The following is a 22736-nucleotide window of genomic DNA, read 5'->3' on the forward strand; positions in this document are numbered from 1 at the left end:
CGCGTGTTTTAGCTGTGTACGGCTGTGGCATCCGGGAGCAGCAATGCGTGCGGCAGGGCACCGTCGGACTCTGGGACACTCGGACCGTCGATCACTTCACGCATGACCGCCATGACCATGAACCTCCCCCAAGACCCCCAGTTCCAGGCCGGCCTGGCCACCCGCCGCAAGGTGCTCGGCGACGAGTACGTGCAGGGATCGCTGGACAAGGCGACCGACTTCACCGCGCCCCTGCAGGAGTTCGTCACCCGCAATGCCTGGGGCAACACCTGGCAGCGGCCCGGGCTCGACCTGCGCACGCGCAGCATCGTGACCCTCTCGCTGCTGCTGGCCCGCGGGCAGATGCACGAGTTCAGGATCCATGTGCGCGGCGCCCTGAACAACGGCGTCACGCCGGCCGAGCTGCAGGAGATCATCCTGCACGCGGGGGTCTATTGCGGCGCGCCGACGGCGGTGGACGGCTTCCGCACGGCCGCCGAAGTGGTCGGCAAGACCTGAGCCGGGCGGTCCGGCCATGTCCCGATAACACCTTTGGCCGCACCCTTAGGGCTGCGCCCGACGCCCTCGCGCCGATTGCCTAAGGCCGCTACGGATTCTCCGGCGAGCCCCCCGGAACATCCTGTCGCGCCCTAGGCGCTTGGCTACCGTGAATCGCCGAGCCGGTTCGCAGACTGCTCTCCAGGACAACGAAGTCCGGGAGAAGCAGGATGAAGGCCAGGCAGTCGGTGGTAGTTGCAGCGGTGATGCTCGCCGGATGGCTGGGCTGGGCCGGCTTCGCTTCGGCGGAAACCACCTGCGAACCCACCGCGCAGGCGGGCGTGGAACGGTGCGTCACCGGCCTTCCCGCCGAAACGGCGGCCGCCATGTCGCAGACCCAGCGCGCCAGCCGATGGTGCTGGGCGGCCAGCATCAGCATGGTGCTGCGGACCTGGGGGGTGGACGTGCCGCAGGAACAGATCGTGCGCCAGCACTTCGGCACCGCCACCGACCTGCCCGCGGAAGGCGAGGACATCGCCCGGCTGCTCAACCGCACCTGGCGCGATCGCGCGGGCCGCTCCGTTTCGGTGTCGGCTGATGCCCTGCCGCTCGGGCCCGCAACCATGGGGCTGGCCGCTCCCGAGCTCCTGCAGGACCTGGACGACGAGCGTCCGGCGGTCCTGGTGCTGCCGCGGCATGCGGTCGTGCTGGTGCAGCTTGTCTACGAGCGCCCCATCGGCCAGCCCGGCGAGGTGAAGCTGCTCGATGCCACGGTGCTGGATCCAGCGCGGCCGGAGGTGCTGCGCAGCCTGAAGCTGGCCACCGACATCGTCCACCTGACCCGCGTGCTGGCGGCCAGCGGCACCGAAGTGGCAGCCGCCGGCTCGTCGACGACCTTGCGCTAACCGCGGGGCAGGGCGCCCGTCGTCGGCGTCAGTGCTGGCCGACCGTGCCGCGCCAGCCGCCCGTTTCGGCGCCGCGCGATTCCACCAGTTCCTTGAAGCGCTGCAGGTTGCCCTTGGCCGTGACCTTCACGCCGCCGACGGCATCGCCGACCTTCTCGGCCAGCGATTCGGGGCGGTAGTCCATCTGCATCATCACGCGGGTCCGGTTCTCGCCGAGCCGGTGGAAGGTGACCACGCCCGAGTTCATCGGTCCGCTGGTGCTGCGCCAGGCGATGCGTTCGTCCGGGATCTGCTCGGTGATCTCGGCGTCCCATTCCTTGGTCTTGCCGGCCACCACGGCCTTCCAGTGCAGGTGGGTGTCGTCGATCTGACGCACTTCCTGCACGCTCGCCATGAAGCGGGGGAACTCCTCGAACTGGGTCCACTGGTTGTAGGCGGTGCGCACGGGAACGTCGAGGTCGATCGACTCTTCCACGGTGGACAGCGAATAGCCGTGCCGGCCCGCACGCCTGCGGTTCGACAGCAGCATGCCGCCCAGCGCGACCGCCGCGGCGGCGGCGAGCAGGGTGCCCGTGTGGTGTTGCCCGTGCAGGTGACCGTCGGCATGGCCGTCGTAGAAGAGCTCGGGGTCATGGCGGTGTCGCATCCGGTTGGACAGCAGCAATCCGCCGGCAGTCAGCGCGGCTAGGGTCGGCAAGGTGGCTCGCATGGAGGGTCCTTCAGGTCTGGATTGGGTGGGCAGATACACGCTGGGTACCTGCCGTCCATGCTCGCAAGTTGCCCGCGCGCCGTGGGCAACAGAGTGAAAAAGGACCGTCGCGGTGCCTCACTCCAGCGGCGCCGGCCGCGTCTCGCGCGCTTGCCGAAGGTAGGGCCCCAGGCTATCCGTGCCCTCGCCGCTGCGCTGGCCAGGCGGGGCCAGCCGGGCCGGTGCCGGCCGCAGCTTGTCGATCAGGCGGCTCACGAGGCCGCTGGCCCCGCCCTTCGGCGGCTTGGGCGGCAGCTCCACGGCCCTGTGCTTGGTCTTCATCACCGTTCCTCCCCGGCTCGGTCTGGTGTGAAGGCTCAGCTTCCCGTGAACGCCGCAGTCGATCAAGTGCGCGCCTGAAACAAGCCCATGCAAACGTAACGGGCTGCCGGGACCGCGAGCCGGTCCCGCCGCGGCGCCGCAGCCCCGCACAATCGTCGCAGCCCCGGCACGGCCCTCGCATGCGGCCGGCCTGACGCGGCCGATCTGATGCCTGACATGGACTCCCTGATGGCCCTGCTGCAGTCCCTGCAGGGCGCACCGGCCTACCTGCTGCTGTTCGCCGTGCTGGTCGGCAGCGGGGTTGGGCTCCCGGTCAACGAGGACCTGCTGCTGGTCGCCGCCGCCGCGCTCACCTTGCGGCACGTGATGGAGCCGGTGCCGCTGGTGGCGGTCGCCTGGTGCGGCGTGCTGTGCGCCGACGGGTTGATCTTCCACTGGGGACGGCGCTTCGGGCCGCAGTTGCTGCGGCACCGGCTGACGGCCCGGGCGTTGCCGCAGCGGCGGGTCGATGCGATGCAGCACGCCGTCCAGCGCTGGGGCCCGGCCTGCATCTTTGCCGTCCGGTTCATGCCGGGCCTGCGCAGCGCGCTGCTGTTCGCCGCCGGCTCCCTGCAGATCCGCTACCGGCACTTCTTCCTGTTCGACGGTGCCGCCGCGCTGGTGGAACTGCCGCTGCTGGTCTGGGCCGTGCGCCGGGTGGGCGGGAACTGGGAGCAGATCCTCGACCTGGTGCAGCGCTGGCGGGCCGTGCTGCTGCCCGGCGTGGTGCTGCTCGCGGCGGCCGCCTGGCTGACTGTGCGCTGGCGCAGTCGCCGTCGCAACGGATGAGCTTGATAAAGCGCAACAGGAACCGGGGGCAGAGCAGGCAGCATCCGCTGCGTGCATGAAAACCACAACGCGCAGACGGTTTCTCCCTCCCTCCCCGTCGCGCGCATCGTCTATGCCAGCCAGGCGAACATCTGCGGCCCGGTGTACGCGCAAATGGAGAGCATCCGGGCCTCCGCCGTCCGCCACAACGAGCCCAAAGGCGTCCATACGGCACTGCTGCACCAATCGGGCTGGTTCGTCCAGTGGAAGGAAGGCCCCGGCCCCGCGCTGCGTGAGCTGATGGAGCGGGTGGCCAACGACGTGCGCCACCACTCGCTGCGCATCGTCCACGCCAGCCGCGGACCGAGGCTGCTGTCCGGTCCCTGGTCCATGGCCATCGTGCAGTGCGACGACGGGCCGCAGGACATGACCCGGCGGGTCGAGTTGCTGCGCAAGAAGATGGACGCCGGCCGCCAGTACTCGCCGCCGGCCGTCTGGCGCCAGTTGTCCACGCCGCTGCGCCATCCGGGCGCCGCGCAGCAGGCCGATCCCGAGGCGTTCCAGCGGGTGCTGGTGTGCTCGGCCCGCGGACTGGCGGCGTTCCAACTGGTGCTCTGGCTGGCGCAGCGCAGCGGCCAGGAGGTGGTGCACCGCCGCTTCGCAGGGGCGCAGGACCTGGACGTCGCCACCGACTACGTCGACTTCGTCGAAGGGTCGCGCATCATGCGCGTGATCGCGATGGCGCGCCGCGGCCTGGCGCTGCCGCTGACTCGCGCGTTCGTGCCGGACTACTCGCATGTGGTGGTGCTGCTCTCGGGCGAGCCGGCGGCCGACATCCGCCTGCTGCACAAGGCAGCACTGGCCTGTGCGCATGCCCCGGTGCGGCCGGTGCTGCTGGGCGTGTCGGCCCGTCCCGACGCCCATGCACCGCTGGCCCAGCTGACGTGCGAGCTGGACCTCGACTACGAAGCCGTGACCGCTGCGCCCGATGCGGCCGCCTCGGTGTGGGCCGCGATCGAGCCGCACCTCGCCCGCGGGCGCGAGGCGGCCAACAGCAGCGCTGCCCAGTCACTGCAAGGCGTGCTGGACGACTGAACCGTTCGCCGCGCCACCCCCCGATTCGAAACCACCAAGGAGCCCACCATGTCCCCCGTCGAGCTGTTCCGGAACAGGGACCACGCCTGCCTGATGTTCACCGACCTGGTCGAGGAGGACGGCCAGGCGGTGCAGGCCAACCAGTTCCTCATCGTGGACCACGGCCAGGGCGCGCTGATCGACCCGGGCGGCAACAACGGCTACAACGAGCTGTACCTGGCGATGTCGCGCTTCTTCCCGCCGCAGAACCTGAGCTACCTGATCGCCTCGCACGGCGACCCGGACATCATCGCGTCCCTGGACCGCTGGCTCACCTCGACCCGGGCGCGGCTGGTGATCTCGCGGCTGTGGGAGCGCTTCGCCCCGTACTTCACCAAGGCGGGCAAGACCACGGAACGCATCATCGGCGTACCCGACGCCGGCGGCCGCCTCCCGCTGGGGAAGACGGAACTGTGGCTGCTGCCGGCGCACTTCATGCACGCCGAAGGCAACTTCCACTTCTGGGATCCGGTCAGCCGCATCCTCTTCACCGGCGACCTGGGCGTGTCGCTGGGGAGCGGGGCCGACGCGCAGAAGCCCGTGCGCGAACTCGCGCCGCACATCCCGAAGATGGAGGGCTTCCACCGCCGCTACATGGTGTCCAACAAGATCCTGCGCATGTGGGTGCGCATGGCGCGGCAGCTGCCGGTGTCCATGCTGGTGCCGCAGCATGGCGCGCCGATCGAGGGCAAGGCGGCGATCGGCGACTTCTTCGACTGGATCGAGCAGCTGTCGGTCGGCGTGGACCTGTTCGACGACCGCAACTACCAGCTGCCCCACTCGCAGATCGACGTGCAGAGCGGGCAGCTGCGGCCGGTGCTGCGGGCGGTCGGCGGCTGACGCGCGGGCCACCCGCGGTATACGCCCGGGCCGGCCGCGCGTGGGGCCGTTGCAAACTTCCGCCCGGCTGCTGCGGATAAGATGCGTGCCTTGGGGGGCGACCGGCCCGTCAGCGGAATGCGGCGACGATCGCAGCGCTGTCACATACAAGAGGAACAAGGTTCCATGGCAAACATCGGCACCGTCCTGAAAGAGGAAATCGCACGCGTGGCGCGCAAGCAGCAACGCGCCGAGCTGGCCCAGCTGAAGAAGTCGGTCGCGCAGTACCGCAGCCAGATCGCCCAGCTCAAGCGCCGCATGGAGGCGCTCGAACGGCAGGTGCGCAAGCAGGCGCGCAGCGCTGGGCGCGCGGCGCCCGCGGCGCAGGCCGAGGAGGACAAGCCGGCCCTGCGCTTTTCCGCCAAGGGCCTGGCGGCGCAGCGCCAGCGCCTCGGGCTGTCGGCGGCTGCCGTCGCCAAGATCCTCGGCGTGTCGGCCCTGTCGGTCTACAAGTGGGAGAGCGGCAAGACCCGCCCGCGTCCGCGCCAGCTCGAGGCCATCGCGTCCCTGCGCAAGATGGGCAAGCGCGACGCGATGGCGCGGCTGGCGGCCTGACGATGCCCTTGCCCGAACCCGCCCCGCGGCGGCACCTGCACACCCGCGCCGTCACCTACCGGGGATTCCTGCGCGACGACGGCCTGTGGGACATCGAAGGCGAACTGTCCGACACCAAGACCTACGGCTTCCAGCGCTCCGACGGCACCGACATGCCGCCGGGCCGGCCCATCCACCAGATGGCCATCCGCGTCACCGTGGACGAATCCATGACCATCCGGGCGATCGCCGTCGCCATGGACCACACCCCATTCGGCGAATGCATCCAGGGCGAGGATCCGATGCAGCGGATGGTCGGCGCGCGGCTGGGTCCCGGCTGGCGGCAGGCCATCGAGCGGGCCCTGGGCGGGGTGCGCGGCTGCACCCACCTGCGCGAACTGCTCTTCAACATGGCCACCGCGGCCTACCAGACCATCTTCCCGTGGCAGGAGCGCGAGCGGCGCCTGGCGGGGCAGGGCGGCGAAGCGGCGACCGAGCCGCCCTACCATCTGGGCCGCTGCATCGCGTGGGCACCCGACGGCGCCGTGACGGCGCGCTACTACCCGCAGTTCTTCGGCCAGCCGCTCAAGCCGCTGCGCCGGAAGGATCCTCCGGCTTGACCCAGGTGAACACCCGCACCGGCGGGACGTTGATCCACTCCCAGCGCTTGTCCGGTTGGCCGAGGTAGGGGGATGCGAAACCGGCGACATGCGCGCGGACCTGGTAGGCCACGAAGCGCCCGCCCGGCCGCAGCACCCGCGCGATGGCCGCGGCGACACGGTCCGACACCTCGGGCGGCATGGTGGAGAACGGGATGCCGGACACGATCGCGTCCGGCGCGGGCAGCCGGCGCGCGGCCAGGATCTCGTCCAGCCGTTCTGCACTGCCCAGTTCCAGCAGCAGCCGGGAATCGTGCAATGAAGCGCACAGGTGGCGATGGAAGGTCGGGTCCAGCTCGATCGCCAGCAGGCGAGCGGCGGCTCCCATGGCCTGCAGGAAGGCGGCCGTGGTGCCGCCCGTTCCGGGGCCCAGCTCGACCACGGTGCGTGCCTCCCGGATGCCTGCGCTGCGGACGAGGCGCTGCTCCAGCCGGTGCGAGCTCGGGACCACCGAGCCGACCTGGGCCGGATGGCGCAGGAAGCCGCGCAGGAACTCGATGCGGTCGCGTCGCGTCCCCGACGGGGCCGGTCCGGCAGGCAGGACGTTGGATCCGGCCGCCGGGCCGGCGCGGGGATCGGAGGGCGCCATGGGTGTTGGAGTTCTCGTGGGTGTGCGGCGATTCTGGTGGTCGCGCGCAGCAGCCCGTGTCGGACAGGGTCGACAAGGCTGCACTCGACCCGGTCCTTCGTCAAGCGGAAAGTGCCGCGGGTCGTGCCCCGCGGGGCGCTGCGGTCCTACAAAGGGGGGCCGCGGGCGGCCCTAGATTGGGACCATGAACCCGGCCATGCGGCAGGGGCTGGCCGTCGCGGCGGCGTGGCTGCGGGCTGGCGTGCGCGCCTTGCGGCGCCACCCGTGGCGGGCGGCGCTGCTGCTGCCTGCGCTGGTGCTGCTGTACGTGCTGCTGGTGGTGCCGTTCACGCCGGGGATCGCCAACCTGCGCAAGGCCAAGGTCGAGGCGCCGGCGGTGCTGGTGTCGGCCGACGGCGTGGTGCTGGCGCGCTACCAGCGCGTGCACCGCCGGTGGGTGCCGCTGGACCGGGTGGCCCCCGCGGTCGTGCAGGCGCTGATCGCTACCGAGGACCACCGCTTCTGGGAACACCACGGCATCGATCCGTACCGCACCGCCGCGGCGATGTGGAACACCCTTCGCGGCGACCGGCAGGGCGGATCGACCATCACCCAGCAACTGGCGCGCAACCTGTACCCGGAGGAGATCGGGCGCTCGCCCACGCTGCACCGGAAGGTCAAGGAGGCGATCACCGCGCTGAAGATCGAGGCGGTCTACAGCAAGCAGGAGATCCTGGAGACCTACCTCAATACGGTGCCCTTCCTCTACAACGCCTTCGGCATCGAGATGGCCGCGCGCACCTACTTCGACAAGTCGGCCAGCGAGCTGGACCTGCTGGAGAGCGCGACCCTGATCGGCATGCTCAAGGGCACCAGCTATTACAACCCGGTGCTCAATCCCGACCGGGCGCGCCAGCGCCGCAACGTCGTGCTCGCCCAGCTCGCGCGCCGCGGCAAGCTGCCGGCCGAACGCGCGCAGGAGCTCTCGAAGCGGCCCCTGCGTATCGACTTCGAGCGCCAGCAGGAGCCGCTCGGGCCGGCGCCGCACGTCGCGCAACAGGTGCGCAAGTGGCTGATCGCCTGGGCCGACCGCAAGGGCTACGACATCCACGCCGACGGGCTGGTGGTGCGCAGCACGCTCGATACGCGGCTGCAGAAGGCCGCCAACCAGGCGGTCGCGCGCCAGCTCGCGCAGCTGCAGCCGCTGGCCGACCGCCGGCGCAAGGCCGGCCAGGAGCGCGAGCGCCTGGAGGCCGGCTTCATGGCCATGGACCCGCGCAACGGCCACGTGCTGGCCTGGGTGGGCAGCAGCGACTTCCGGGTGGACCAGTTCGACCACGTGAACCGCGCCCGGCGCCAGCCCGGATCCACCTTCAAGCCCTTCGTCTATGCGGCCGCATTCATGGAAGGCTGGCGGCCCACCGACACGCTGCTGGACCAGCCGGTGGCGCTGCAGGGCGAGGACGGCCAGGTCTGGAGTCCGCGCGACGCGACCGCGCCCACCAACCGGCCCTGGTCCCTGCGCGAGGGCCTGGTGCATTCGCGCAACTCGATCACGGCGCAACTCATGGCGCGCGTGGGCCCGCAGAAGGTGGCGCAGCTCGCCCGCGACATGGGCGTGCTCGACAGCGAGCTGCAGGCCGTGCCGTCGCTGGCGCTGGGCACCAGCCCCGTCACCCTGCGCGAGATGGTCTCGGCCTACGCCACGCTGGCCAACAACGGCCGCTGGATGGACCCGCTGCTGGTGCTGCGCATCGAGGACGCCAGCGGCAAGGTGCTCGACGCCTTCGTGCCGCCGCAGTCGAAGCAGGCGATGCCCAAGCCGCGCGCGCTGGCGCTGGTCAACGCCATGCGCGGCGTGGTGGACGAGGGCACCGGCAGTGCCATCCGCAGCCGCTACGGCATCCAGGCGGACGTGGCCGGCAAGACCGGCACCACCCAGGACAACACCGACGCCTGGTTCATCCTGATGCACCCGCAACTGGTCGCCGGTGCCTGGGTGGGCTTCAACGATGCGCGCGTCACCATGGCCGACAGCTGGGGCACGGGCGCGCGCAGCGCGCTGCCCATGGTGGGCGACTTCTTCCAGCAGACCCTCAACCGCAAGTGGATCGATGCCGGCGCCGAGTGGGACATCCCGCGGCCGCGGCCCAAGCCCAGGCAGCCGCCGCGCGATCCGGTCGAGCAACTGGTCAAGGACGTGATCGACCAGGTGCTGAAGATCTTCCAGTGATCGCCCGTGCCATCGGACGGGACACGCAGCAACGAAAAAGCCGGGCCTTTCGGCCCGGCTCCGGTCGCCCTCCCTGAAGGGTGACAGCGGTGAGGACGCTTACGGGCGGCTTCCTTCCGACACGTAGATTCCGCCGGTGACGTTGTCGATGAACCGCCCGGCGGCCACGGCCATGCGGGTCGCATCCGCGGACATGGTGATGGAACGCCAGAAGGCGTCCGTGACCGGCGTGCCGCCCACGCTCACCGTCACCGGGGCGAAGGTCGTGCCGCCGTTGCTCGACATCAGGATCTGGCCGGCGCCGGCAGCGTCGGCATTGTCCGAATGCGTCACCGCGATCACGCCGCCGTCGGCCGACATCGCGATGCCCGAGTAGTCGGCGACCAGCGTGTGCGCCAGCGTGAAGGTCGCACCCTGGTCCTTGGAGACGTAGATGCCGTCACCGGAAGACCCGCCGAAGCCGTTGGCGACCATGACGATGGTGTTGCCGTCGCCGGACACCTTCACGCGGTACCAGGCCTGGTTCGTCACGGCCACGGGCGGGGTGCCCACGGCCACCGGCATGGCGGCCCAGTTCACGCCGCCGTCGGTCGAGATGGAGGCCACGGGGTCCTGCCCGACGGCCACGATCACCTGGCCGTTGTTCGAGCTGTCGATGGACCGCCAGCCGGCCGTGGGCGCCGCAGTGGTGGGGGTGACCCAGGTGACCGTGCCGGCCCCGTCGACGTTGCCGACGATGACGGGACCGTTCATCGCCACGGCGGCGATGCGGCTGCCGTCCTGCGACATGGTGACGCCCTCGAAGTCCGGCGACACCACGCCAGCGGGCAGCGGAACGGCGTTGAAGGTGGCGCCGCGGTCATTGGACAGGAAGATGCCACCCGCCAGGTTGACGACGACGATGCGGTTCCCGTCGCCCGAGACGTCGGAGGCGATCCAGATCGCACCCGGGAGGCCTGCGGGATCGGACCAGGTCTGGCCGCCGTCGGTGGACAGGCTCAGCATGCTGTTGGGGATGTCGCCGGCCTGGGCCTGTCCCGCCACGATCACCTGGCCATCGTCGCTCGACGACAGCGAATGCCACACATCAGTCGGGCCGGGCGCGGTCCAGTTCAGGCCGAGTGCCGGAGCCGGGGCCGGAGCTGGCGCCGGGGCGGGGGCCGGGGCCGGGGCCGGTGTGCCGGCGGCCGGCGGGTTCGGTGCCGCGGCGGTGTCGTCGCCACCGCCACCACCCCCACCGCATGCGCTGAGCCACATGGCGGCCACTGCGGCCGTCACCACGACTCTGGTTCTCGTCGATCCCTTGTTCATCTGGAGCCTCCAAGTTGCGTTGATGACGCGGTCGAAACACGTCGAAACGGATGCTCTGCGCACTCGAATGGCTGCGCTTGCCGGTTTGGAGCGTGTCCGTGTAGGAGAACTTCCTTGCCAGAACTCTGCCGATTGCAAGTTGTGTCAACGCCTGGCCTGACGGAGCCATTGACCCCCGCATGGGGCGTGCGGATGCCGCGGTCCGGTTACCCGCTTGCAATCCGATGGGCAGGCCCTACGTGCGCGAAATGAATGACACGCTGCACGTCGTCTGCCCCGCCTGCCGGGCTACCAACCGCCTCCAGGCGGCGCACCTGGACCGGTCGCCGGCGTGCGGGCAATGCGGGCAGCCGCTGTTCCAAGGGCGCCCGCTGGAACTGGACGAAGCCGGCTTCGAGCGCCAGGTGCAGCGCAGCCAGGTCCCGGTGCTGGTCGACTTCTGGGCACCCTGGTGCGGCCCGTGCCGCGTGATGGCGCCCGCTTACGAACAGGCGGCGGCGCTGCTGGAGCCACACATGCGCGTCGCCAAGGTCAACACCGAGGATGCGCAGGCGCTTGCGGGCCGCCTGAACATCCGCAGCATTCCCACGCTCGCGCTGTTCATCGGCGGTCGGGAAGTGGCCCGCCAGCCGGGGGCACTGACGCGGGCCGAGGACATCGCGCGCTGGGCCCGGGCGCACGCCTCGGCCGTCGCGGCGCCGCACTGATCAGCCAGGGGGGCTTTCAGCACGTTGCGTGCGACGACAGCTTGTTACGCCCCCCTCCTACACGAATGGCCGGCGCGCACCGCCTACGCTGCGACGGATGCGCCATCAGGCGTCCAGGGAGCAACGGAATGCAGGACGGACAGCCCAGCCAGCGGTCGGCCGAGCGCTTCGGCATCGCACTGCCGATCACCATGGAAGGCGAGGAATGCGCCAGCCATGACATCAGCGCGACCGGGGTGCTGCTGGAATGCCCTGCGGCGCCCGTGCTGGGCGCCCTCGTTTCCCTGACGCTGCAATACCGGGCCGGAGACCGGGACTTCTGCCTGGACTGCCGCGGCGAGGTGGTGCGGGTGGAGCGGGCCGGCGAGAACTTCAACATCGCCGTGCGCCTCAGCGAGCCCCTGTTCCGTGACGCGGTGCCGCAGGAAGGCGGCACCGGCTGAGGCCAGGGGCGCGCGATGGTGCCGACTTCGGACGGCCAACGGGAGAGCAGAACATGGCAACGAGCGAACCCAGGGTGGTGGTGCCGCTAGGCCGGCTCCAGGAGAAGCGCGGCGCCGAGCGCTTCGAGATGGAACTGCCGATGACGGTGGGGCAGGGACAGGCCGGGATCACGCGGGACGTGAGCGTCAGCGGGCTGTCCTTCACCTCGCGCCAGCCCTACGCCGTCGGCGAGCGCATCGACCTGACCGTGGAGTACCTGCTGGACGGCCACAACTACCCGCTGCGCTGCGAGGCGGTGGTGGTGCGCTGCGCGGCCTGCGCGGGCGGCTTCACCATCGGCGCCCGGCTGGCGACGGCGTTCATCGATGAAGGCCCTGATGGGCCGGAGGAACCGGGCGCGTGATAATGCGCCCACCATGGGGCTGCTCGACAGGTTGTTGAAGACGGAACCGCGCAGCGGTGCGCCATCCGTGCCGCCGTCCGCCACCGCTTTCCAGGACAGCGGAGGCGGGCCGGATTCCGACCCGGCCGCCCGCACGGCCGTGCGCCGCGAGCTGGTCCAGGTCACCCTGCGCGAGACGATGCGGCGCCATGCCGTTCCGTCCGACTGGCTGGAGGTGCGCATGCTGCCGGTGGTCTCGCGCCGCAAGCGCAGCGGCCTGCACGTGCAGCTGGTCGTGCGGCAGGGCCAGGGCAGCCTGCTGACCTACATCCCGTCCTTCCAGTCCAGTTTCATGGCCGAGATCGAGAAGTTCGATCCGCGGGCCTGGGAATGGCTGCTGAGCATTTCCTGGCAGTTCGCCGCCATCACCTCCACCAGCGCCGGCGAGATGCCCAGCGCGAGCGACTGGCGGGTGACGGCGCCCGGCGCCGCCCCTGCCGCGGCCCACGAGGCACCGCGGGCCGCGGCCGCATCCGGCCCCGCGCCCGAGGACGACGTGGAGGAAGACCTGCAGGCCTTGTTCGCGATCCGCGATGCGGCCCTGCAAGGCACCCCGGCCGCCGAGGACGCGCAGCCCGACTTCGAACCCACCCAACCCGGCGCCGAAGACCGGTAGCGGCAGGCCGACCGCGACCTGGGCGCCAGCGCGTGATCAGGGCAGGAACTCGATCTGCTCGGCCAGCAGCACGTCGTCGACCACGCGCGAGCCGCTCACCTGGACTTGGCGGCCATTGGCCAGGTCCGCGGCCGAGCCGTTCACGTAGAGCACGTCCGCCGAACCGGCATCGATCTGCTGGCCCCGGACACGGAAATCGGCCGGCGAGCGCAAGGCGCCTATCGGTCCGCTCGCGCTGAAGGGGGCCTCGGCCGGCGCCGAGGGCGCGTGGCGCAGCTTCAGCCGCGTGGCCACCAGCACGCCGTCGCGCAGCGTCCCGGCGACCTCCACCCGGGCCCCGGGCAGCACTTCGCGGGCAGGACCGCCTGAGATGCGGGCCGCGGAGGCATCCACCGGCACGCCATCGACCTGCAGGTCGGCCAGCCCGGACGCCCGGGTGATCACGCCCCCGAGCGAGAACCGGCCAGCTGCGCTCGCGGGCAAGGGGTACAGGAGCTCCACCGAGGTCGCTTCCAGCGGATCGCCGGCGCTGCGTGCGCGAACCCGCACCGCCTGGCCCTCGGCCAGGCCGGTGGCCGGCCAGACCCCGAGGAAGTCCGCTGCCGCATAGCGCACCCGCTGGCTGCCGATGCTGAACGTGCGCTGCGCCGTGTCGAGCGCCTGCACCGGTCCGGACAGCACCGGCGGCGCGTCGGTGGCCAGCAGCTCGATCCGGGTGGCGCGCAGCTGCGAGCCGAGGCCGGGCATGCCGTGCACCTGGACGGCATCGCCGGGACGCACGTCGGCGAGCGAACGCAGGCCGCCGGCATAGACCGTGGACGGGTCGGTGGCCACCGGCACCGACAGCACGCTGAAGCGGCCGGCTGCGGCGTCGAGGTCGGCGACGCGGCCGCGCAATTCGGCGGCCGACAGCACCAGGCTGGCCGTGCCGGTGGCGAGATCGGCACTGAGCGTACCGGTGACCCGCACCGTCATGCCCAGCCGCAGGGACGGCGCATCCTCGAGCAGCAGCTGGGCACTGTCGATCTCGAAGCGGGTGCCGTTGACGATGATGCTGCCGAAGCCGTCCACCGAGCCGATGCTGCCGCCGTCGGCCACCGCGCCGGTGCCGCCGGAGCCCACGCCCTCACCCGAGATGCCGGTGCCGCCGGAGCCGATGCCGGTCCCGCCCGAGCCGATGCCGGCGACGCCGATGCCGCCGTCGCCGCCCGTGCCGCCGGCAGGCCCGCCGGGGCCGCCGCCGGCCCCCTCCATGAAGACGCCGGGCAGCGTGCCCGATCCGCCGCCGCCGCAGCCCGGGATGGCCAGCAGCGCCGCGAGCAGCAGCGCGAACAGGGAACGGCCGGCGCGCGTCATTCGGCCTCTCCTTCGCGCTCGGCGTGATAGACGTAGACGCCCACGCGCAGGCGGCGCGACCCCTGCGCGCCACTGCGGGTGAGGGCTTCGCTCAGCTGGCTGACCAGGTCACGGTGCAGGGCCGCCCAGCGCTCGCGCATCCACTGGTGCACGGCGTCGCAGTCGGCCTCGCCCAGGCCTTCGGCGAAGACGGCGCGTTCCAGCAGCAGCGGCGCCTCGCCCAGGGCATTGGAGACGGCCGCCGCCGCGTGGTCGCGCAGGTTGTCGCCGAGGAACGCCAGCGTGGTCTGCAGGTCCGCGGTGGGCACGAAGCCTTCGGCGGTCAGTTCGACGTGGTTGGCATCGGCCTTGGCGACCATGCCCAGCCGCATCAGCTCATCGAGCACGGCGCGGTGGTGCACGTCGCCGCGGCTCGCCTCGCGCGCCACCTCCTCGAAGGACAGGCCCTCGTCGCCGCCCGCGATGGGCAGCCGCAGGAGGGCCGGATCGCGGCTGGCCAGCTGCAGCCAGCGCGTGAAGGTCTTGGCCGCCGCGGAGAGCTCGGTATGGGGCAGGGGATCGGCGGGCCGGCGCACCCGCGCCGTCACGTCCTTGCGGTTCAGGCCCGTGGTCACGGCCAGCTGGCTGATGTTCGGCGCCGCGACCCCCTGTTGCTGCCACAGGCGCGTGGCTTCGTCCAGCAGCAGGTCGCGCAGCATGCTCTCGAGATGGGGGTGCTTCAACCCCATCCCGAGCGCGAGTCGCACGAGAGGGCGCATGACGCGCGCGCAGGCTGACTGGGCCCAGGAAATCCGGTCTTGCATGGAGGCGGACCGCAGGCGCCGTTCACTGCCTGGCGCGCTGCGTCCCGTGAGCGTTTTTCCCATGCATGGGGCCCTTCCGGGGGCCTGCATAGTCCGAACGGGCCATGAAGAGGCGGGAACTGCCGAGGCAGGTTCACGGATGGGCGTAGGACCGCAGCACTTCATAGCCGCGCGCCGGGCTGCTGCGCACCAGCACGTAGCCCCTGTCGGCGTGCCACCAGGCCGGCGCCGGCGCGCCTTCGGATGGCGGCCGTGCGCCCGCCGCGCGCCGGGCCAGGGTCACGTGCGGACGGTAACGCCGCGACTCCACCGGCCAGCCCAGCCCCGTCAGCGCATCGGCCAGCGCGGCATGCAGCCGCAGCAGTGCCGGTGGCGGTGCGAACTCCAGCACCGCGAGGCCCCCTGGCCACAACCGGGGCGTCGCACCGGCTAGGTCCAACGCGAGCGGCTCAGTGGGGACGTCCAGCGCGTGCGCGAACGCGTCGAGCCGCTCCAGGGGCACGTTGCCGAGGAAGTGCAGCGTCAGGTGCAGCCTGTCGGCGCGCACCGGTGCTGCGCGCGGGGGCCAGGACCAGCCCTGCTGCAGGGCCTCCAGGCGCAGCCGGACCTCCGGTGGCGGCCACAGGGCCAGGAAGAGACGTGCGGTGGGAACGTCCGACGCCATGCGATTCATTCCACGGATGAGCCCACAAGCAGAGCTTGAATTGTTAGAGTCCCCGGCTTCATGTCAGTCCCTTCACCCATGCCGGTCCCGTGACCCAGCACGACCTGCCCGCGGACTTGCGGCGTTTCATCCTCACCAGCATCCCGTCGGTCCCCTACCTGGAGGCCGTGCTGCTGTTGCGCGGCGATCCAGCCCATGAGTGGAGCGCGGCCGACGTCGCACGCCGCCTGTACCTGCCGGAGCAGCGTGCGGCCGAGTTGCTGCAGCAGTTGTCCAGCGCCGGCATCGCAGTCGCCGGCGCGACGGGCGGCTGCCAGTACCGGCCGGCGACGCCGGAACTCGGCGAGATGCTCGACCGGGCGGCGGCCCAGTACGCCGCCGACCTGGTCGGCGTCAGCGGGCTGATCCATTCGACGGTCGACAAGAAAGCCAGGCAATTCGCGGACGCGTTCCGCTGGAGAAAGGACGATTGAGATGGCCGCGGTCGTATATGCACTGTGCGCACTGACCAGCCTGACCTGCTTCGTGCTCCTGTTCCGGGGCTGGAAAGGTGGCGGCCACCGGCTGCTGTTCTGGGCGGCGCTGTGCTTCGCCGGGATGACGCTGAACAACTTCATGCTGGTCGTGGACAAGGTGGTGTACCCGACCGAGGTGGACCTGAGCAGCTGGCGCCTGTGGGCCGCGCTGGCGGCCGTGCTGTTGCTGCTGTTCGGCCTGGTGTGGGAGGAGGAGTAGGGCATGGACCAGATGTTGATGGGCGCCATCGCCATGGGCTCGCTGGTGGCGGGCCTGTTCTTCTTCCGTTTCTGGCGCACCACCCAGGACACCTTCTTCCTCTGGTTCGCGCTCTCGTTCTGGCTGGAGGCCGGCAACCGGGTGGCGCTGGCCCTGCTGTTCGCGGCCAGCGAACTGGAGCCGCTCTTCTATTTGCTTCGGGTGGTGGCCTACGGGCTGATCGTCGTCGCCATCCTGCAGAAGAACCAGCGCCGGCGCGCGAAGTGACTTCGACCTAGAGCTTCGGAATCCGCAGGGTCTTGCTCACCATCAAGGTGCCCGACAGCACGAACAGCAGCGCGAGGGGGTGCAGCTCCCACGGCCCCAACCGCGTGGAGCCGCCGTACAGCGAAGGGCCCAGCCGGTCCTGCCAGGCGGCCCAGGCCAGCACGGCCGTGAGCAGCACGCTGGTGGGAATGGGCGTGCCCTCGAAGTAGGCCACCTTGCCGCCGGCCCCGGACATCGATTCGGCGGTGACGTTGTAGCGGGCCAGCCGGCTCACGCCGCAGCAGACGAAGTAGATCAGGGCCACCGCGTCCCAGCCGCCCTGCAGGCCGGCGGCGAACCCCAGCGCGGCCGGGGCGACGCCGAAGGAGATCACGTCGGACAGCGAGTCCAGTTCGCGGCCCAGCGGCGAATGCTCGTGGCGGGCCCGCGCGATCCGGCCGTCCAGCACGTCGAAGGCGAACGCGGCCGGCGCCAGCGCCGCCGACGCCAGGAAATGCGTGCTGTCGCCCGTGGCGAGGTACAGCATGGCCAGGAACACCGCCCCCACGCCGCAGGCCGCGTTGCCGAGGGTGAAGAAGTCCGCGAGGTGGAAGCCTCGCAGCATGGAGAAGTGGCGGACGGTCTGCTGCATGGCGGGGGAGCGGGCTGGCTCCACCTTAGGCGGCGCTGCCGCCGGGGCCGGTCGTCCCCCGGCACGGGACCTTGTAGTCAGTGTCCGACGGAGTGCCGGGGTCGGCCGCGCTACTGGCGGATCCGGCCGCTGCCGCTGATGATGGACAGCTCGACGAAGCGCGAACCGGTGCGCATGCCGGGCTTGAAGCCGATCAGGTAGCCGCCCAGGTCCACCCGGTCCATGCCATCCAGCGCCGTGGCCATGCCCTCGCGCGAGGGCCGCGCGCCCTGGCGCCGCACGGCCTCGACGATCACCTTGGCCGTGATGAAGCCTTCCATCATGGCGTAGCTCACCGGCACCTCCAGCTTGGGCGTCTTCTCGACCAGGTCGGTGAACTCCTTGGCGAGCCGGTTGGAGATCTTGTACGGGCTGGGCGTGACCTGCGCGATGGCCACGCCCTGCATCTGCTCCTCGCCCAGGCGCTTGGACATCTGCTCGATGTCGGCGCCGGAGTGCGCGAACAGCTGGGCCGTGCCGCCGCTGCCGCGGTACTGCTCGATGAAGGCCGCCGCGGCGGCGCCGCTGGACACCATCAGGATGGCCTGCGGCGTCTGCTTCAGGAGCTGGTCCACCGCCGGGCCCACGGCCGCCCCGCCGGGCGCGTAGGACCCGCGCGCGATGATCTTCACCTTGGTCTTGGCGGCCGCCTCGTCGGCTGCGGCGATCAAGGCCGGCGCGCCGGGCCCGTCCTCGTAGAACAGGCCGAGCCGGTTGATGCCGATGGTCGCGAGGTGCTCGGTGAGCTTGTTCAACTCGTCGCGCAGGCCGGCCCGCACGCTGTACACCCAGGGCTTGTCCGGGCGGATCTCGGCGGTGCGGTAGCCGACCAGCGCGATGCGCTCCTTCTCCAGCAGCCCGGACTGCAGCAGCTCGCCCACGTTGCGGCTGCCCATGTAGCCGGCCAGCACCATGGGCTTGTCGTCGGCCAGCAGCTGGCGGGTGGCGGGGACCGTGTCGTCGGCCCGGCCGCCGTCGTCCTTGCGCACCAGGGTGAAGGCGTGGCCGTTGACGCCGCCGGCGGCATTGACGCTGTCGAACGCGAGCTGCATGCCCACCGCGTAGGCGCGGCCCTGGCTGGCCTCCGGTCCGGTCATCGCGGCGACCTGGCCGACGACGATGGGGGCGGCGTGCGCGAGCGGGGCTGCGAGTGCGAGCCACGCGGCAATGGCGCGCAGTTTCTTCATGGCGTTTTCCTTCTCCGTACTGACCCGGTGAAGATAGCAAAGCCCTGCCGTCCGCTATCGTGGAAACTGCCTACGCGCGGAGCCCGCCTGCGCACTATGCCGCGTCGGTGTTCCAATCCGCGGATGGACCGAACCGCCGCCCTGGGCCTGCCCTCCGCTTCCGCCCGCCACGCCGTCGAATCCCCCTATGCCTGGTGGCGCCTCGCCGTCTCGCTGCTGCTCATGACCATAGGCGGCTCGGGCATGTACTCCGTCACCGTGGTGCTGCCGGCCATCCAGTCGGAATTCGGCATCGACCGGGGCGCCGCTTCGCTGCCCTACACGCTGACCATGATCGGCTTCGGCATCGGCGGCGTGCTCATGGGCCGGATGGCCGACCGCTTCGGGGTGCTGGTGCCCGTCGCGGTCGGCGGGGTCGCGCTGGGCGCGGGCTTCATCGCCGCCGGCCTGGCGCCCGGGCTGTGGACGTTCGGCCTGGCGCAGGGGGTGTTGATCGGGCTGCTGGGGACCTCGGCGACGTTCGCCCCGCTGGTCTCCGACACCTCGCAGTGGTTCGACCGCCGCCGCGGCACTGCGCTGGCGATCTGCATGAGCGGCAACTACGTGGCCGGCGCGGTCTGGCCGCCGGTGATGCAGCACTTCATCGACGGCGTGGGCTGGCGCCAGACCTACGTCGGCATGGGCGTTTTCTGCCTGCTGACGATCCTGCCGCTGGCCTGGTTCCTGCGGCCGCGGCCGCCCGCGCCCGAGCCGGTGCAGTCGCACGCTTCCGAAGCAGCCGCAGCGGCAGTGGCTGGCACCAGCCGGCCGATGGGCCTGAGCCCGGCGACGGCCCAGGCGCTGCTGTGCGTGGCCGGCGTGGCCTGCTGCGTCGCCATGTCCATGCCGCAGGTGCACATCGTCGCCTACTGCACCGACCTCGGGTTCGGTGCCGCGCGCGGTGCCGAGATGCTGGCGGTCATGCTGGGCATGGGCGTGATCAGCCGGCTGGCCTCGGGCTGGATCTCCGACCGGATCGGCGGCCTCAAGACGCTGCTGCTCGGATCGGTGCTGCAGGGGATCGCGCTGCTGATGTTCCTGCCGTTCGACGGGCTGGTGTCGCTGTACCTGGTGTCGGCGATGTTCGGCCTGTTCCAGGGCGGCATCGTGCCCTCGTACGCGCTGATCGTGCGGCAGCACTTCTCGCCGGCGGAGGCGGGCGCGCGCATGGGCACCGTGCTGATGGCGACGCTGTTCGGCATGGCGCTGGGCGGCTGGATGTCGGGCGCGGTGTTCGACCTGACCGGGTCCTACCGCGCCGCCTTCCTCAACGGCATCGGCTGGAATGTGATCAATCTCTCGATCGTGCTGTTCCTGCTGCACCGGGTGCACAGCCTGGCCCGCGCGCGGGCCGGCTGACGCCGCCGCTGGCGCCGCGGTGCCCACCATCCGTCCGGCGGCCTTCGCGTCGCCCGGCGCGCCACCGACGCGTTGCTATAGTGGCTCGGCCATGCGCGCTGGTTCCGACCCGGATCGCCGACTGCTCCTGCCGCTTGCGCCCTGGGGCGTCCCTGGGATCTGGCGCTGGTGCTGTGCGCTGGCCTGCCTGCTGTTCGCGATGGCTACGCCGGCCAGGGCGGTCGACCTCGTGCTGGGCGGCGGCGAGAGCTACGACCTGTCGCCGGTCTTCCATTACCTCGAGGACCCCTCGGGCCAGTTGCGCTTCGACGACGTCCGGGAAGCCGCGGCGCAATCCCGCTTCCAGCCGGTCCCGGCCTCGGGCGTGGGAGCCAACTTCGGCATGAGCCGCTCGGCCTGGTGGCTGAAGGCGACCGTGCAGGTCCCGCTGGGCGCCCCGCGCGACTGGCTGCTGGAGGTGGCCTACCCGCCGCTGGACCGCATCGAGGTGTTCTCGCCCGACCTCGCATTCGGCTACGAGCGCGCGGCCGGCGGCGACAGCGTGCCGTTCGTCGCCCGCGCCGTCGCGCACCGCAACCACGTGTTCCCGGTGCGCCTGCTGCCCGGCACCTCGGCCACCCTGTACCTGCGGGTGCAGTCCGCCGGAACGGTCGTCGTGCCCGCGCGGCTGTGGCAGCCGGCCGCCCTGGCGCAGTACGACCAGGGCGCCTATTCGCTGCTGAGCCTCTACTTCGGCCTGCTGCTGGGGCTGCTCCTGTACAACCTGCTGCTGTTCGTCTCGGTGCGCGAGCCGGGTTACCTGTACTACGTGGCCTTTGCCGCCGCCATGGGCCTGGGGCAGGCCGCCCTCAGCGGTCTGGGCGCGCAGTACCTGTGGCCCGGCGCCGGTTGGTGGAACGCCGTGTCGGTGCCGGTCGGCTTGTCGGCCGCCGCCATCTTCGGCCTGCTGTTCGCGCGCGATTTCCTCTCCAGCGCCGCGCGCATGCCCAGGCTGGACCGGCTGATGCTCGCCGAACTGGCGGGATGGGGCCTGGCCCTGCTGGCGGCACTGGTCCTGCCCTACGTGGTGTCGGCCTACATGGTGCTGGTGCTGGCGGTGGTCAGCGTGGTCACCATGGCCGTGATCGGCTGCATCAGCATCCGGCACGAGTTCGCCGGCGCGCGCTGGTTCTTCACCGCCTGGGCGCTGCTGCTGCTCGGCGTGGGAACGCTGGCGATGCACGACACCGGGCTGCTGCCGTCGAACGCACTGACCTCCAATGCCCTGCTGATCGGATCGGCGCTCGAGATGGTGCTGCTGTCGTTCGCGCTGGGCGACCGCATCAACGTGGCCCGCCGCTTCAAGGCGGCGGCGCAGGCGCGCATCGCCGCCGAGCATGCGATGGTGCAGTCGCTGCAGCAATCGGAGGCCCGCATCAAGGAGGCGCTGCAGGAACGCGAGATCGTGCTCGAGAACTCGATCGTGGGCATCGCCTTCCTCACGCCGGAAGGCCGGCTCAAGTGGGGCAACAAGGCCATGCTGGACATGTTCGGTGCCGGCAAGCGCAAGGTGACCTCGATGGAGCCCTTCTACCTGTCGCGCGAGCAGTACCTGGAGGTGGGCGGGGATTCGGCCCGCGCCGTGGCACGCGGCGAAACCTTCGAGCGCGAACTGCAGGTGCAGCGCTTCGACGGCACGCGCATCTGGATCCACCTGTCGGGCAAGGCCGTGAACGGGCGCGACCTGAGCGGGGGCACGGTCTGGGTGATCATGGACATCACCCAGCGCAAGCAGCTGCAGGAGCAGCTGCGCGTCACCATGTCGGAGCGCGAGGCCGTCCTCAACAACGCGGTGGTCGGCATCGTGCTCTCGGTCAACCGGCAGCACGAGTGGGTGAACGAGAAGTTCGCCCGCATGATGGGCTATCCGCGGCAGGTGCTGATCGGCCAGTCCTCGCGCTACCTGCACGCCGACGACAGCGGCTGGGAGCGGTTCGGTGAAGTGTCCCGCGCCGCGCTGGTCGCCACCAACGCCTACATGTGCGAGCACCAGGTGCGGCGGCGCGACGGCGAGCTGCTGTGGGTGCAGATGGGCGGCAGCTGCGTGCGCGCGCACGACCCCGATTCCGGCGTCGTCTGGACCTTCCTGGACATCACCGAGCGCAAGGCCTGGGAGGCCGAGGTGCGCAGCGCGCTCGACCAGCAGCGCAAGCTCAATGAGCTGCGCGCCCGGGTCGTGGCCGTTGCCAGCCGGGAGTTCCGTAGCCCGCTGGCGGCGATCCGCTCGGCCCAGGCCCGCTTGCGCGACGACAGCCTGGAGGCGTCAGCCCGGCGGCAGGCGCTGGATGCGATCGGCGCCGCGACCCAGCGCATGTCGAGCCTGCTCGACCGCGTGGGGGTGCTGGCCCGGGCCGATGCCGGCCTGCTGGCCTTCAACCCGGTCGAGGTGGACCTGCACGCCCTGTGCCGCCAGCTCGTGGAGAAGGCGAGGGCCCAGCACCCGGAGCGCGCCTGCGAGGTCGACCTGGAGTGGGGGGAGGACGCGGGCCGCGGGGTGTTCGATCCGCACCTGCTGCGCCACATCCTGGCCAACCTGCTTTCGAATGCCGTGAAGTATTCCCCGGCGGGTGGCCGGATCGGGTTCGCGGTGCGCCGCGAAGGCAGCGAGATGGTGTTCGAGGTGCGCGACCGCGGCATCGGCATCCCGCCGCAGGAGATGGAGGACCTGTTCGGGTCCTTCCATCGGGCCAGCAACGCCGGCGCCATCCAGGGAACCGGCCTGGGCCTGGCGATCGCGCGCAGCGCCGTGGAGACCCACGGCGGACGCATCGAGGCGGCCAGCGAACTGGGGGTGGGCACCACCTTCACGGTGCGCCTGCCGCTGCAGATGGAAGCGGCCGAAGCCGCGGCCTGAAGGCCCCCGGGCCCGCC

General features: G+C 71.1%; 26 protein-coding genes. 17 read left to right on the forward strand and 9 right to left on the reverse strand.

Annotation, left to right across the window (positions count from 1 at the left end; all coding sequences use genetic code 11):
• Window positions 1-117: 117 nt before the first annotated feature.
• Window positions 118-498, forward strand: coding sequence for a carboxymuconolactone decarboxylase family protein (locus VEC03_RS04745; protein ID WP_324913132.1), 381 nt, complete (start codon window positions 118-120; stop codon window positions 496-498).
• A 209-nt stretch (window positions 499-707) separates the two neighbouring features.
• Window positions 708-1382: a papain-like cysteine protease family protein gene (locus VEC03_RS04750; RefSeq protein WP_324913068.1), complete on the forward strand. Its 675-nt coding sequence runs from the start codon at window positions 708-710 to the stop codon at window positions 1380-1382.
• Window positions 1383-1410: 28 nt separating this feature from the next.
• Here the strand turns inward: VEC03_RS04750 and VEC03_RS04755 are convergent, their stop codons facing one another.
• Window positions 1411-2091 (reverse strand): SRPBCC family protein, encoded by a 681-nt coding sequence (locus VEC03_RS04755; protein WP_324913069.1) that lies wholly within the window; start codon window positions 2089-2091, stop codon window positions 1411-1413.
• A 117-nt stretch (window positions 2092-2208) separates the two neighbouring features.
• A complete protein-coding gene (locus tag VEC03_RS04760) occupies window positions 2209-2412 on the reverse strand; it encodes a hypothetical protein (RefSeq protein WP_324913070.1) in 204 nt (67 codons plus the stop codon).
• A 216-nt stretch (window positions 2413-2628) separates the two neighbouring features.
• Between VEC03_RS04760 and VEC03_RS04765 the strand changes: the two genes are divergently transcribed.
• The 5 genes from VEC03_RS04765 to VEC03_RS04785 all read left to right on the forward strand — a co-directional run bounded on the left by VEC03_RS04765 (window position 2629) and on the right by VEC03_RS04785 (window position 6386).
• Window positions 2629-3240, forward strand: coding sequence for a DedA family protein (locus VEC03_RS04765; RefSeq protein WP_324913071.1), 612 nt, complete (start codon window positions 2629-2631; stop codon window positions 3238-3240).
• 51 nt (window positions 3241-3291) lie between these two features.
• A complete protein-coding gene (locus tag VEC03_RS04770; RefSeq protein WP_324913073.1) occupies window positions 3292-4314 on the forward strand; it encodes a BLUF domain-containing protein in 1023 nt (340 codons plus the stop codon).
• A 48-nt stretch (window positions 4315-4362) separates the two neighbouring features.
• Window positions 4363-5193: an MBL fold metallo-hydrolase gene (locus VEC03_RS04775; protein WP_324913075.1), complete on the forward strand. Its 831-nt coding sequence runs from the start codon at window positions 4363-4365 to the stop codon at window positions 5191-5193.
• 165 nt (window positions 5194-5358) lie between these two features.
• On the forward strand, window positions 5359-5787 hold the full coding sequence (locus VEC03_RS04780; RefSeq protein WP_324913076.1) for a helix-turn-helix transcriptional regulator: 429 nt from the start codon (window positions 5359-5361) through the stop codon (window positions 5785-5787).
• 2 nt (window positions 5788-5789) lie between these two features.
• Window positions 5790-6386, forward strand: a complete 597-nt coding sequence (locus VEC03_RS04785) for a DUF2889 domain-containing protein (protein ID WP_324913077.1) — start codon at window positions 5790-5792, stop codon at window positions 6384-6386.
• On the opposite strand, the gene VEC03_RS04790 is transcribed toward VEC03_RS04785, so the two are convergent.
• Window positions 6352-7014, reverse strand: coding sequence for a class I SAM-dependent methyltransferase (locus VEC03_RS04790; protein ID WP_324913079.1), 663 nt, complete (start codon window positions 7012-7014; stop codon window positions 6352-6354). The two genes, VEC03_RS04785 and VEC03_RS04790, sit on opposite strands and share 35 nt — an antisense overlap.
• A gap of 184 nt (window positions 7015-7198) precedes the next feature.
• Between VEC03_RS04790 and VEC03_RS04795 the strand changes: the two genes are divergently transcribed.
• Window positions 7199-9226 carry a penicillin-binding protein 1A gene (locus VEC03_RS04795; RefSeq protein WP_324913080.1) on the forward strand — a complete coding sequence of 676 codons (2028 nt, stop codon included), beginning with the start codon at window positions 7199-7201 and terminating at the stop codon, window positions 9224-9226.
• Between the two features lie 99 nt (window positions 9227-9325).
• On the opposite strand, the gene VEC03_RS04800 is transcribed toward VEC03_RS04795, so the two are convergent.
• Complete coding sequence (locus tag VEC03_RS04800; protein WP_324913082.1) at window positions 9326-10504, reverse strand: sialidase family protein; 1179 nt, start codon at window positions 10502-10504, stop codon at window positions 9326-9328.
• 281 nt (window positions 10505-10785) lie between these two features.
• On the opposite strand from VEC03_RS04800, the gene trxC reads away from it, so the two are divergent.
• From trxC to VEC03_RS04820, 4 genes are all read left to right on the forward strand, one after another.
• Window positions 10786-11244 (forward strand): thioredoxin TrxC, encoded by a 459-nt coding sequence (gene trxC / locus VEC03_RS04805; RefSeq protein WP_324913084.1) that lies wholly within the window; start codon window positions 10786-10788, stop codon window positions 11242-11244.
• Window positions 11245-11372: 128 nt separating this feature from the next.
• Window positions 11373-11687, forward strand: a complete 315-nt coding sequence (locus tag VEC03_RS04810; RefSeq protein WP_324913085.1) for a PilZ domain-containing protein — start codon at window positions 11373-11375, stop codon at window positions 11685-11687.
• 53 nt (window positions 11688-11740) lie between these two features.
• Window positions 11741-12091 carry a PilZ domain-containing protein gene (locus tag VEC03_RS04815; protein WP_324913086.1) on the forward strand — a complete coding sequence of 117 codons (351 nt, stop codon included), beginning with the start codon at window positions 11741-11743 and terminating at the stop codon, window positions 12089-12091.
• 13 nt (window positions 12092-12104) lie between these two features.
• Entirely contained in the window at window positions 12105-12746 is a 642-nt protein-coding gene (locus VEC03_RS04820) for a hypothetical protein (RefSeq protein WP_324913088.1), read from the forward strand.
• Between the two features lie 36 nt (window positions 12747-12782).
• Here VEC03_RS04820 and VEC03_RS04825 read toward each other — a convergent pair whose 3' ends face one another.
• The 3 genes from VEC03_RS04825 to thpR form a co-directional block, all read right to left on the reverse strand.
• The gene (locus tag VEC03_RS04825; protein ID WP_324913090.1) at window positions 12783-14102 is read right to left on the reverse strand and encodes a DUF5666 domain-containing protein; all 1320 of its coding nucleotides are present in this window, start codon (window positions 14100-14102) and stop codon (window positions 12783-12785) included.
• Window positions 14099-14905 carry a DUF6502 family protein gene (locus tag VEC03_RS04830; RefSeq protein WP_324913091.1) on the reverse strand — a complete coding sequence of 269 codons (807 nt, stop codon included), beginning with the start codon at window positions 14903-14905 and terminating at the stop codon, window positions 14099-14101. The genes VEC03_RS04825 and VEC03_RS04830 overlap by 4 nt, the downstream gene beginning before the upstream one ends.
• Window positions 14906-15038: 133 nt before the next feature.
• Window positions 15039-15569: an RNA 2',3'-cyclic phosphodiesterase gene (gene thpR / locus VEC03_RS04835; RefSeq protein ID WP_324913092.1), complete on the reverse strand. Its 531-nt coding sequence runs from the start codon at window positions 15567-15569 to the stop codon at window positions 15039-15041.
• Between the two features lie 89 nt (window positions 15570-15658).
• Here thpR and VEC03_RS04840 point away from each other — a divergent pair, with 89 nt between their 5' ends.
• From VEC03_RS04840 to VEC03_RS04850, 3 genes are read left to right on the forward strand one after another with little or no spacing between them, the layout of a single operon-like run.
• Window positions 15659-16042, forward strand: coding sequence for a hypothetical protein (locus tag VEC03_RS04840; RefSeq protein ID WP_324913094.1), 384 nt, complete (start codon window positions 15659-15661; stop codon window positions 16040-16042).
• Window position 16043: 1 nt separating this feature from the next.
• Window positions 16044-16304: a DUF5985 family protein gene (locus VEC03_RS04845; RefSeq protein WP_324913096.1), complete on the forward strand. Its 261-nt coding sequence runs from the start codon at window positions 16044-16046 to the stop codon at window positions 16302-16304.
• 3 nt (window positions 16305-16307) lie between these two features.
• Window positions 16308-16571, forward strand: a complete 264-nt coding sequence (locus VEC03_RS04850) for a DUF5985 family protein (protein WP_324913097.1) — start codon at window positions 16308-16310, stop codon at window positions 16569-16571.
• Between the two features lie 7 nt (window positions 16572-16578).
• On the opposite strand, the gene VEC03_RS04855 is transcribed toward VEC03_RS04850, so the two are convergent.
• On the reverse strand, window positions 16579-17202 hold the full coding sequence (locus tag VEC03_RS04855; protein WP_324913098.1) for a CDP-alcohol phosphatidyltransferase family protein: 624 nt from the start codon (window positions 17200-17202) through the stop codon (window positions 16579-16581).
• A 110-nt stretch (window positions 17203-17312) separates the two neighbouring features.
• Window positions 17313-18428, reverse strand: coding sequence for an ABC transporter substrate-binding protein (locus VEC03_RS04860; protein WP_324913100.1), 1116 nt, complete (start codon window positions 18426-18428; stop codon window positions 17313-17315).
• Between the two features lie 123 nt (window positions 18429-18551).
• Between VEC03_RS04860 and VEC03_RS04865 the strand changes: the two genes are divergently transcribed.
• Window positions 18552-19826, forward strand: coding sequence for an MFS transporter (locus VEC03_RS04865; protein ID WP_324913101.1), 1275 nt, complete (start codon window positions 18552-18554; stop codon window positions 19824-19826).
• 91 nt (window positions 19827-19917) lie between these two features.
• Window positions 19918-22719 (forward strand): 7TM diverse intracellular signaling domain-containing protein, encoded by a 2802-nt coding sequence (locus tag VEC03_RS04870; protein ID WP_324913103.1) that lies wholly within the window; start codon window positions 19918-19920, stop codon window positions 22717-22719.
• Window positions 22720-22736: the final 17 nt, after the last annotated feature.

Origin of the sequence: Ramlibacter sp., assembly GCF_035627355.1 — a bacterium.
Lineage (GTDB): Bacteria > Pseudomonadota > Gammaproteobacteria > Burkholderiales > Burkholderiaceae_C > Ramlibacter.

Coding starts and splice junctions, on each gene's coding strand:
- VEC03_RS04745 (WP_324913132.1), top strand. CDS start 118: ATGAACCTCCCCCAAGACCCCCAGTTCCAGGCCGGCCTGGCCACCCGC.
- VEC03_RS04750 (WP_324913068.1), top strand. CDS start 708: ATGAAGGCCAGGCAGTCGGTGGTAGTTGCAGCGGTGATGCTCGCCGGA.
- VEC03_RS04755 (WP_324913069.1), bottom strand. CDS start 2,091: ATGCGAGCCACCTTGCCGACCCTAGCCGCGCTGACTGCCGGCGGATTG.
- VEC03_RS04760 (WP_324913070.1), bottom strand. CDS start 2,412: ATGAAGACCAAGCACAGGGCCGTGGAGCTGCCGCCCAAGCCGCCGAAG.
- VEC03_RS04765 (WP_324913071.1), top strand. CDS start 2,629: ATGGACTCCCTGATGGCCCTGCTGCAGTCCCTGCAGGGCGCACCGGCC.
- VEC03_RS04775 (WP_324913075.1), top strand. CDS start 4,363: ATGTCCCCCGTCGAGCTGTTCCGGAACAGGGACCACGCCTGCCTGATG.
- VEC03_RS04780 (WP_324913076.1), top strand. CDS start 5,359: ATGGCAAACATCGGCACCGTCCTGAAAGAGGAAATCGCACGCGTGGCG.
- VEC03_RS04785 (WP_324913077.1), top strand. CDS start 5,790: ATGCCCTTGCCCGAACCCGCCCCGCGGCGGCACCTGCACACCCGCGCC.
- VEC03_RS04790 (WP_324913079.1), bottom strand. CDS start 7,014: ATGGCGCCCTCCGATCCCCGCGCCGGCCCGGCGGCCGGATCCAACGTC.
- VEC03_RS04795 (WP_324913080.1), top strand. CDS start 7,199: ATGAACCCGGCCATGCGGCAGGGGCTGGCCGTCGCGGCGGCGTGGCTG.
- trxC (WP_324913084.1), top strand. CDS start 10,786: ATGAATGACACGCTGCACGTCGTCTGCCCCGCCTGCCGGGCTACCAAC.
- VEC03_RS04810 (WP_324913085.1), top strand. CDS start 11,373: ATGCAGGACGGACAGCCCAGCCAGCGGTCGGCCGAGCGCTTCGGCATC.
- VEC03_RS04815 (WP_324913086.1), top strand. CDS start 11,741: ATGGCAACGAGCGAACCCAGGGTGGTGGTGCCGCTAGGCCGGCTCCAG.
- VEC03_RS04820 (WP_324913088.1), top strand. CDS start 12,105: ATGGGGCTGCTCGACAGGTTGTTGAAGACGGAACCGCGCAGCGGTGCG.
- VEC03_RS04825 (WP_324913090.1), bottom strand. CDS start 14,102: ATGACGCGCGCCGGCCGTTCCCTGTTCGCGCTGCTGCTCGCGGCGCTG.
- VEC03_RS04830 (WP_324913091.1), bottom strand. CDS start 14,905: ATGCAAGACCGGATTTCCTGGGCCCAGTCAGCCTGCGCGCGCGTCATG.
- thpR (WP_324913092.1), bottom strand. CDS start 15,569: ATGGCGTCGGACGTTCCCACCGCACGTCTCTTCCTGGCCCTGTGGCCG.
- VEC03_RS04845 (WP_324913096.1), top strand. CDS start 16,044: ATGGCCGCGGTCGTATATGCACTGTGCGCACTGACCAGCCTGACCTGC.
- VEC03_RS04850 (WP_324913097.1), top strand. CDS start 16,308: ATGGACCAGATGTTGATGGGCGCCATCGCCATGGGCTCGCTGGTGGCG.
- VEC03_RS04855 (WP_324913098.1), bottom strand. CDS start 17,202: ATGCAGCAGACCGTCCGCCACTTCTCCATGCTGCGAGGCTTCCACCTC.
- VEC03_RS04860 (WP_324913100.1), bottom strand. CDS start 18,428: ATGAAGAAACTGCGCGCCATTGCCGCGTGGCTCGCACTCGCAGCCCCG.
- VEC03_RS04865 (WP_324913101.1), top strand. CDS start 18,552: ATGGACCGAACCGCCGCCCTGGGCCTGCCCTCCGCTTCCGCCCGCCAC.
- VEC03_RS04870 (WP_324913103.1), top strand. CDS start 19,918: ATGCGCGCTGGTTCCGACCCGGATCGCCGACTGCTCCTGCCGCTTGCG.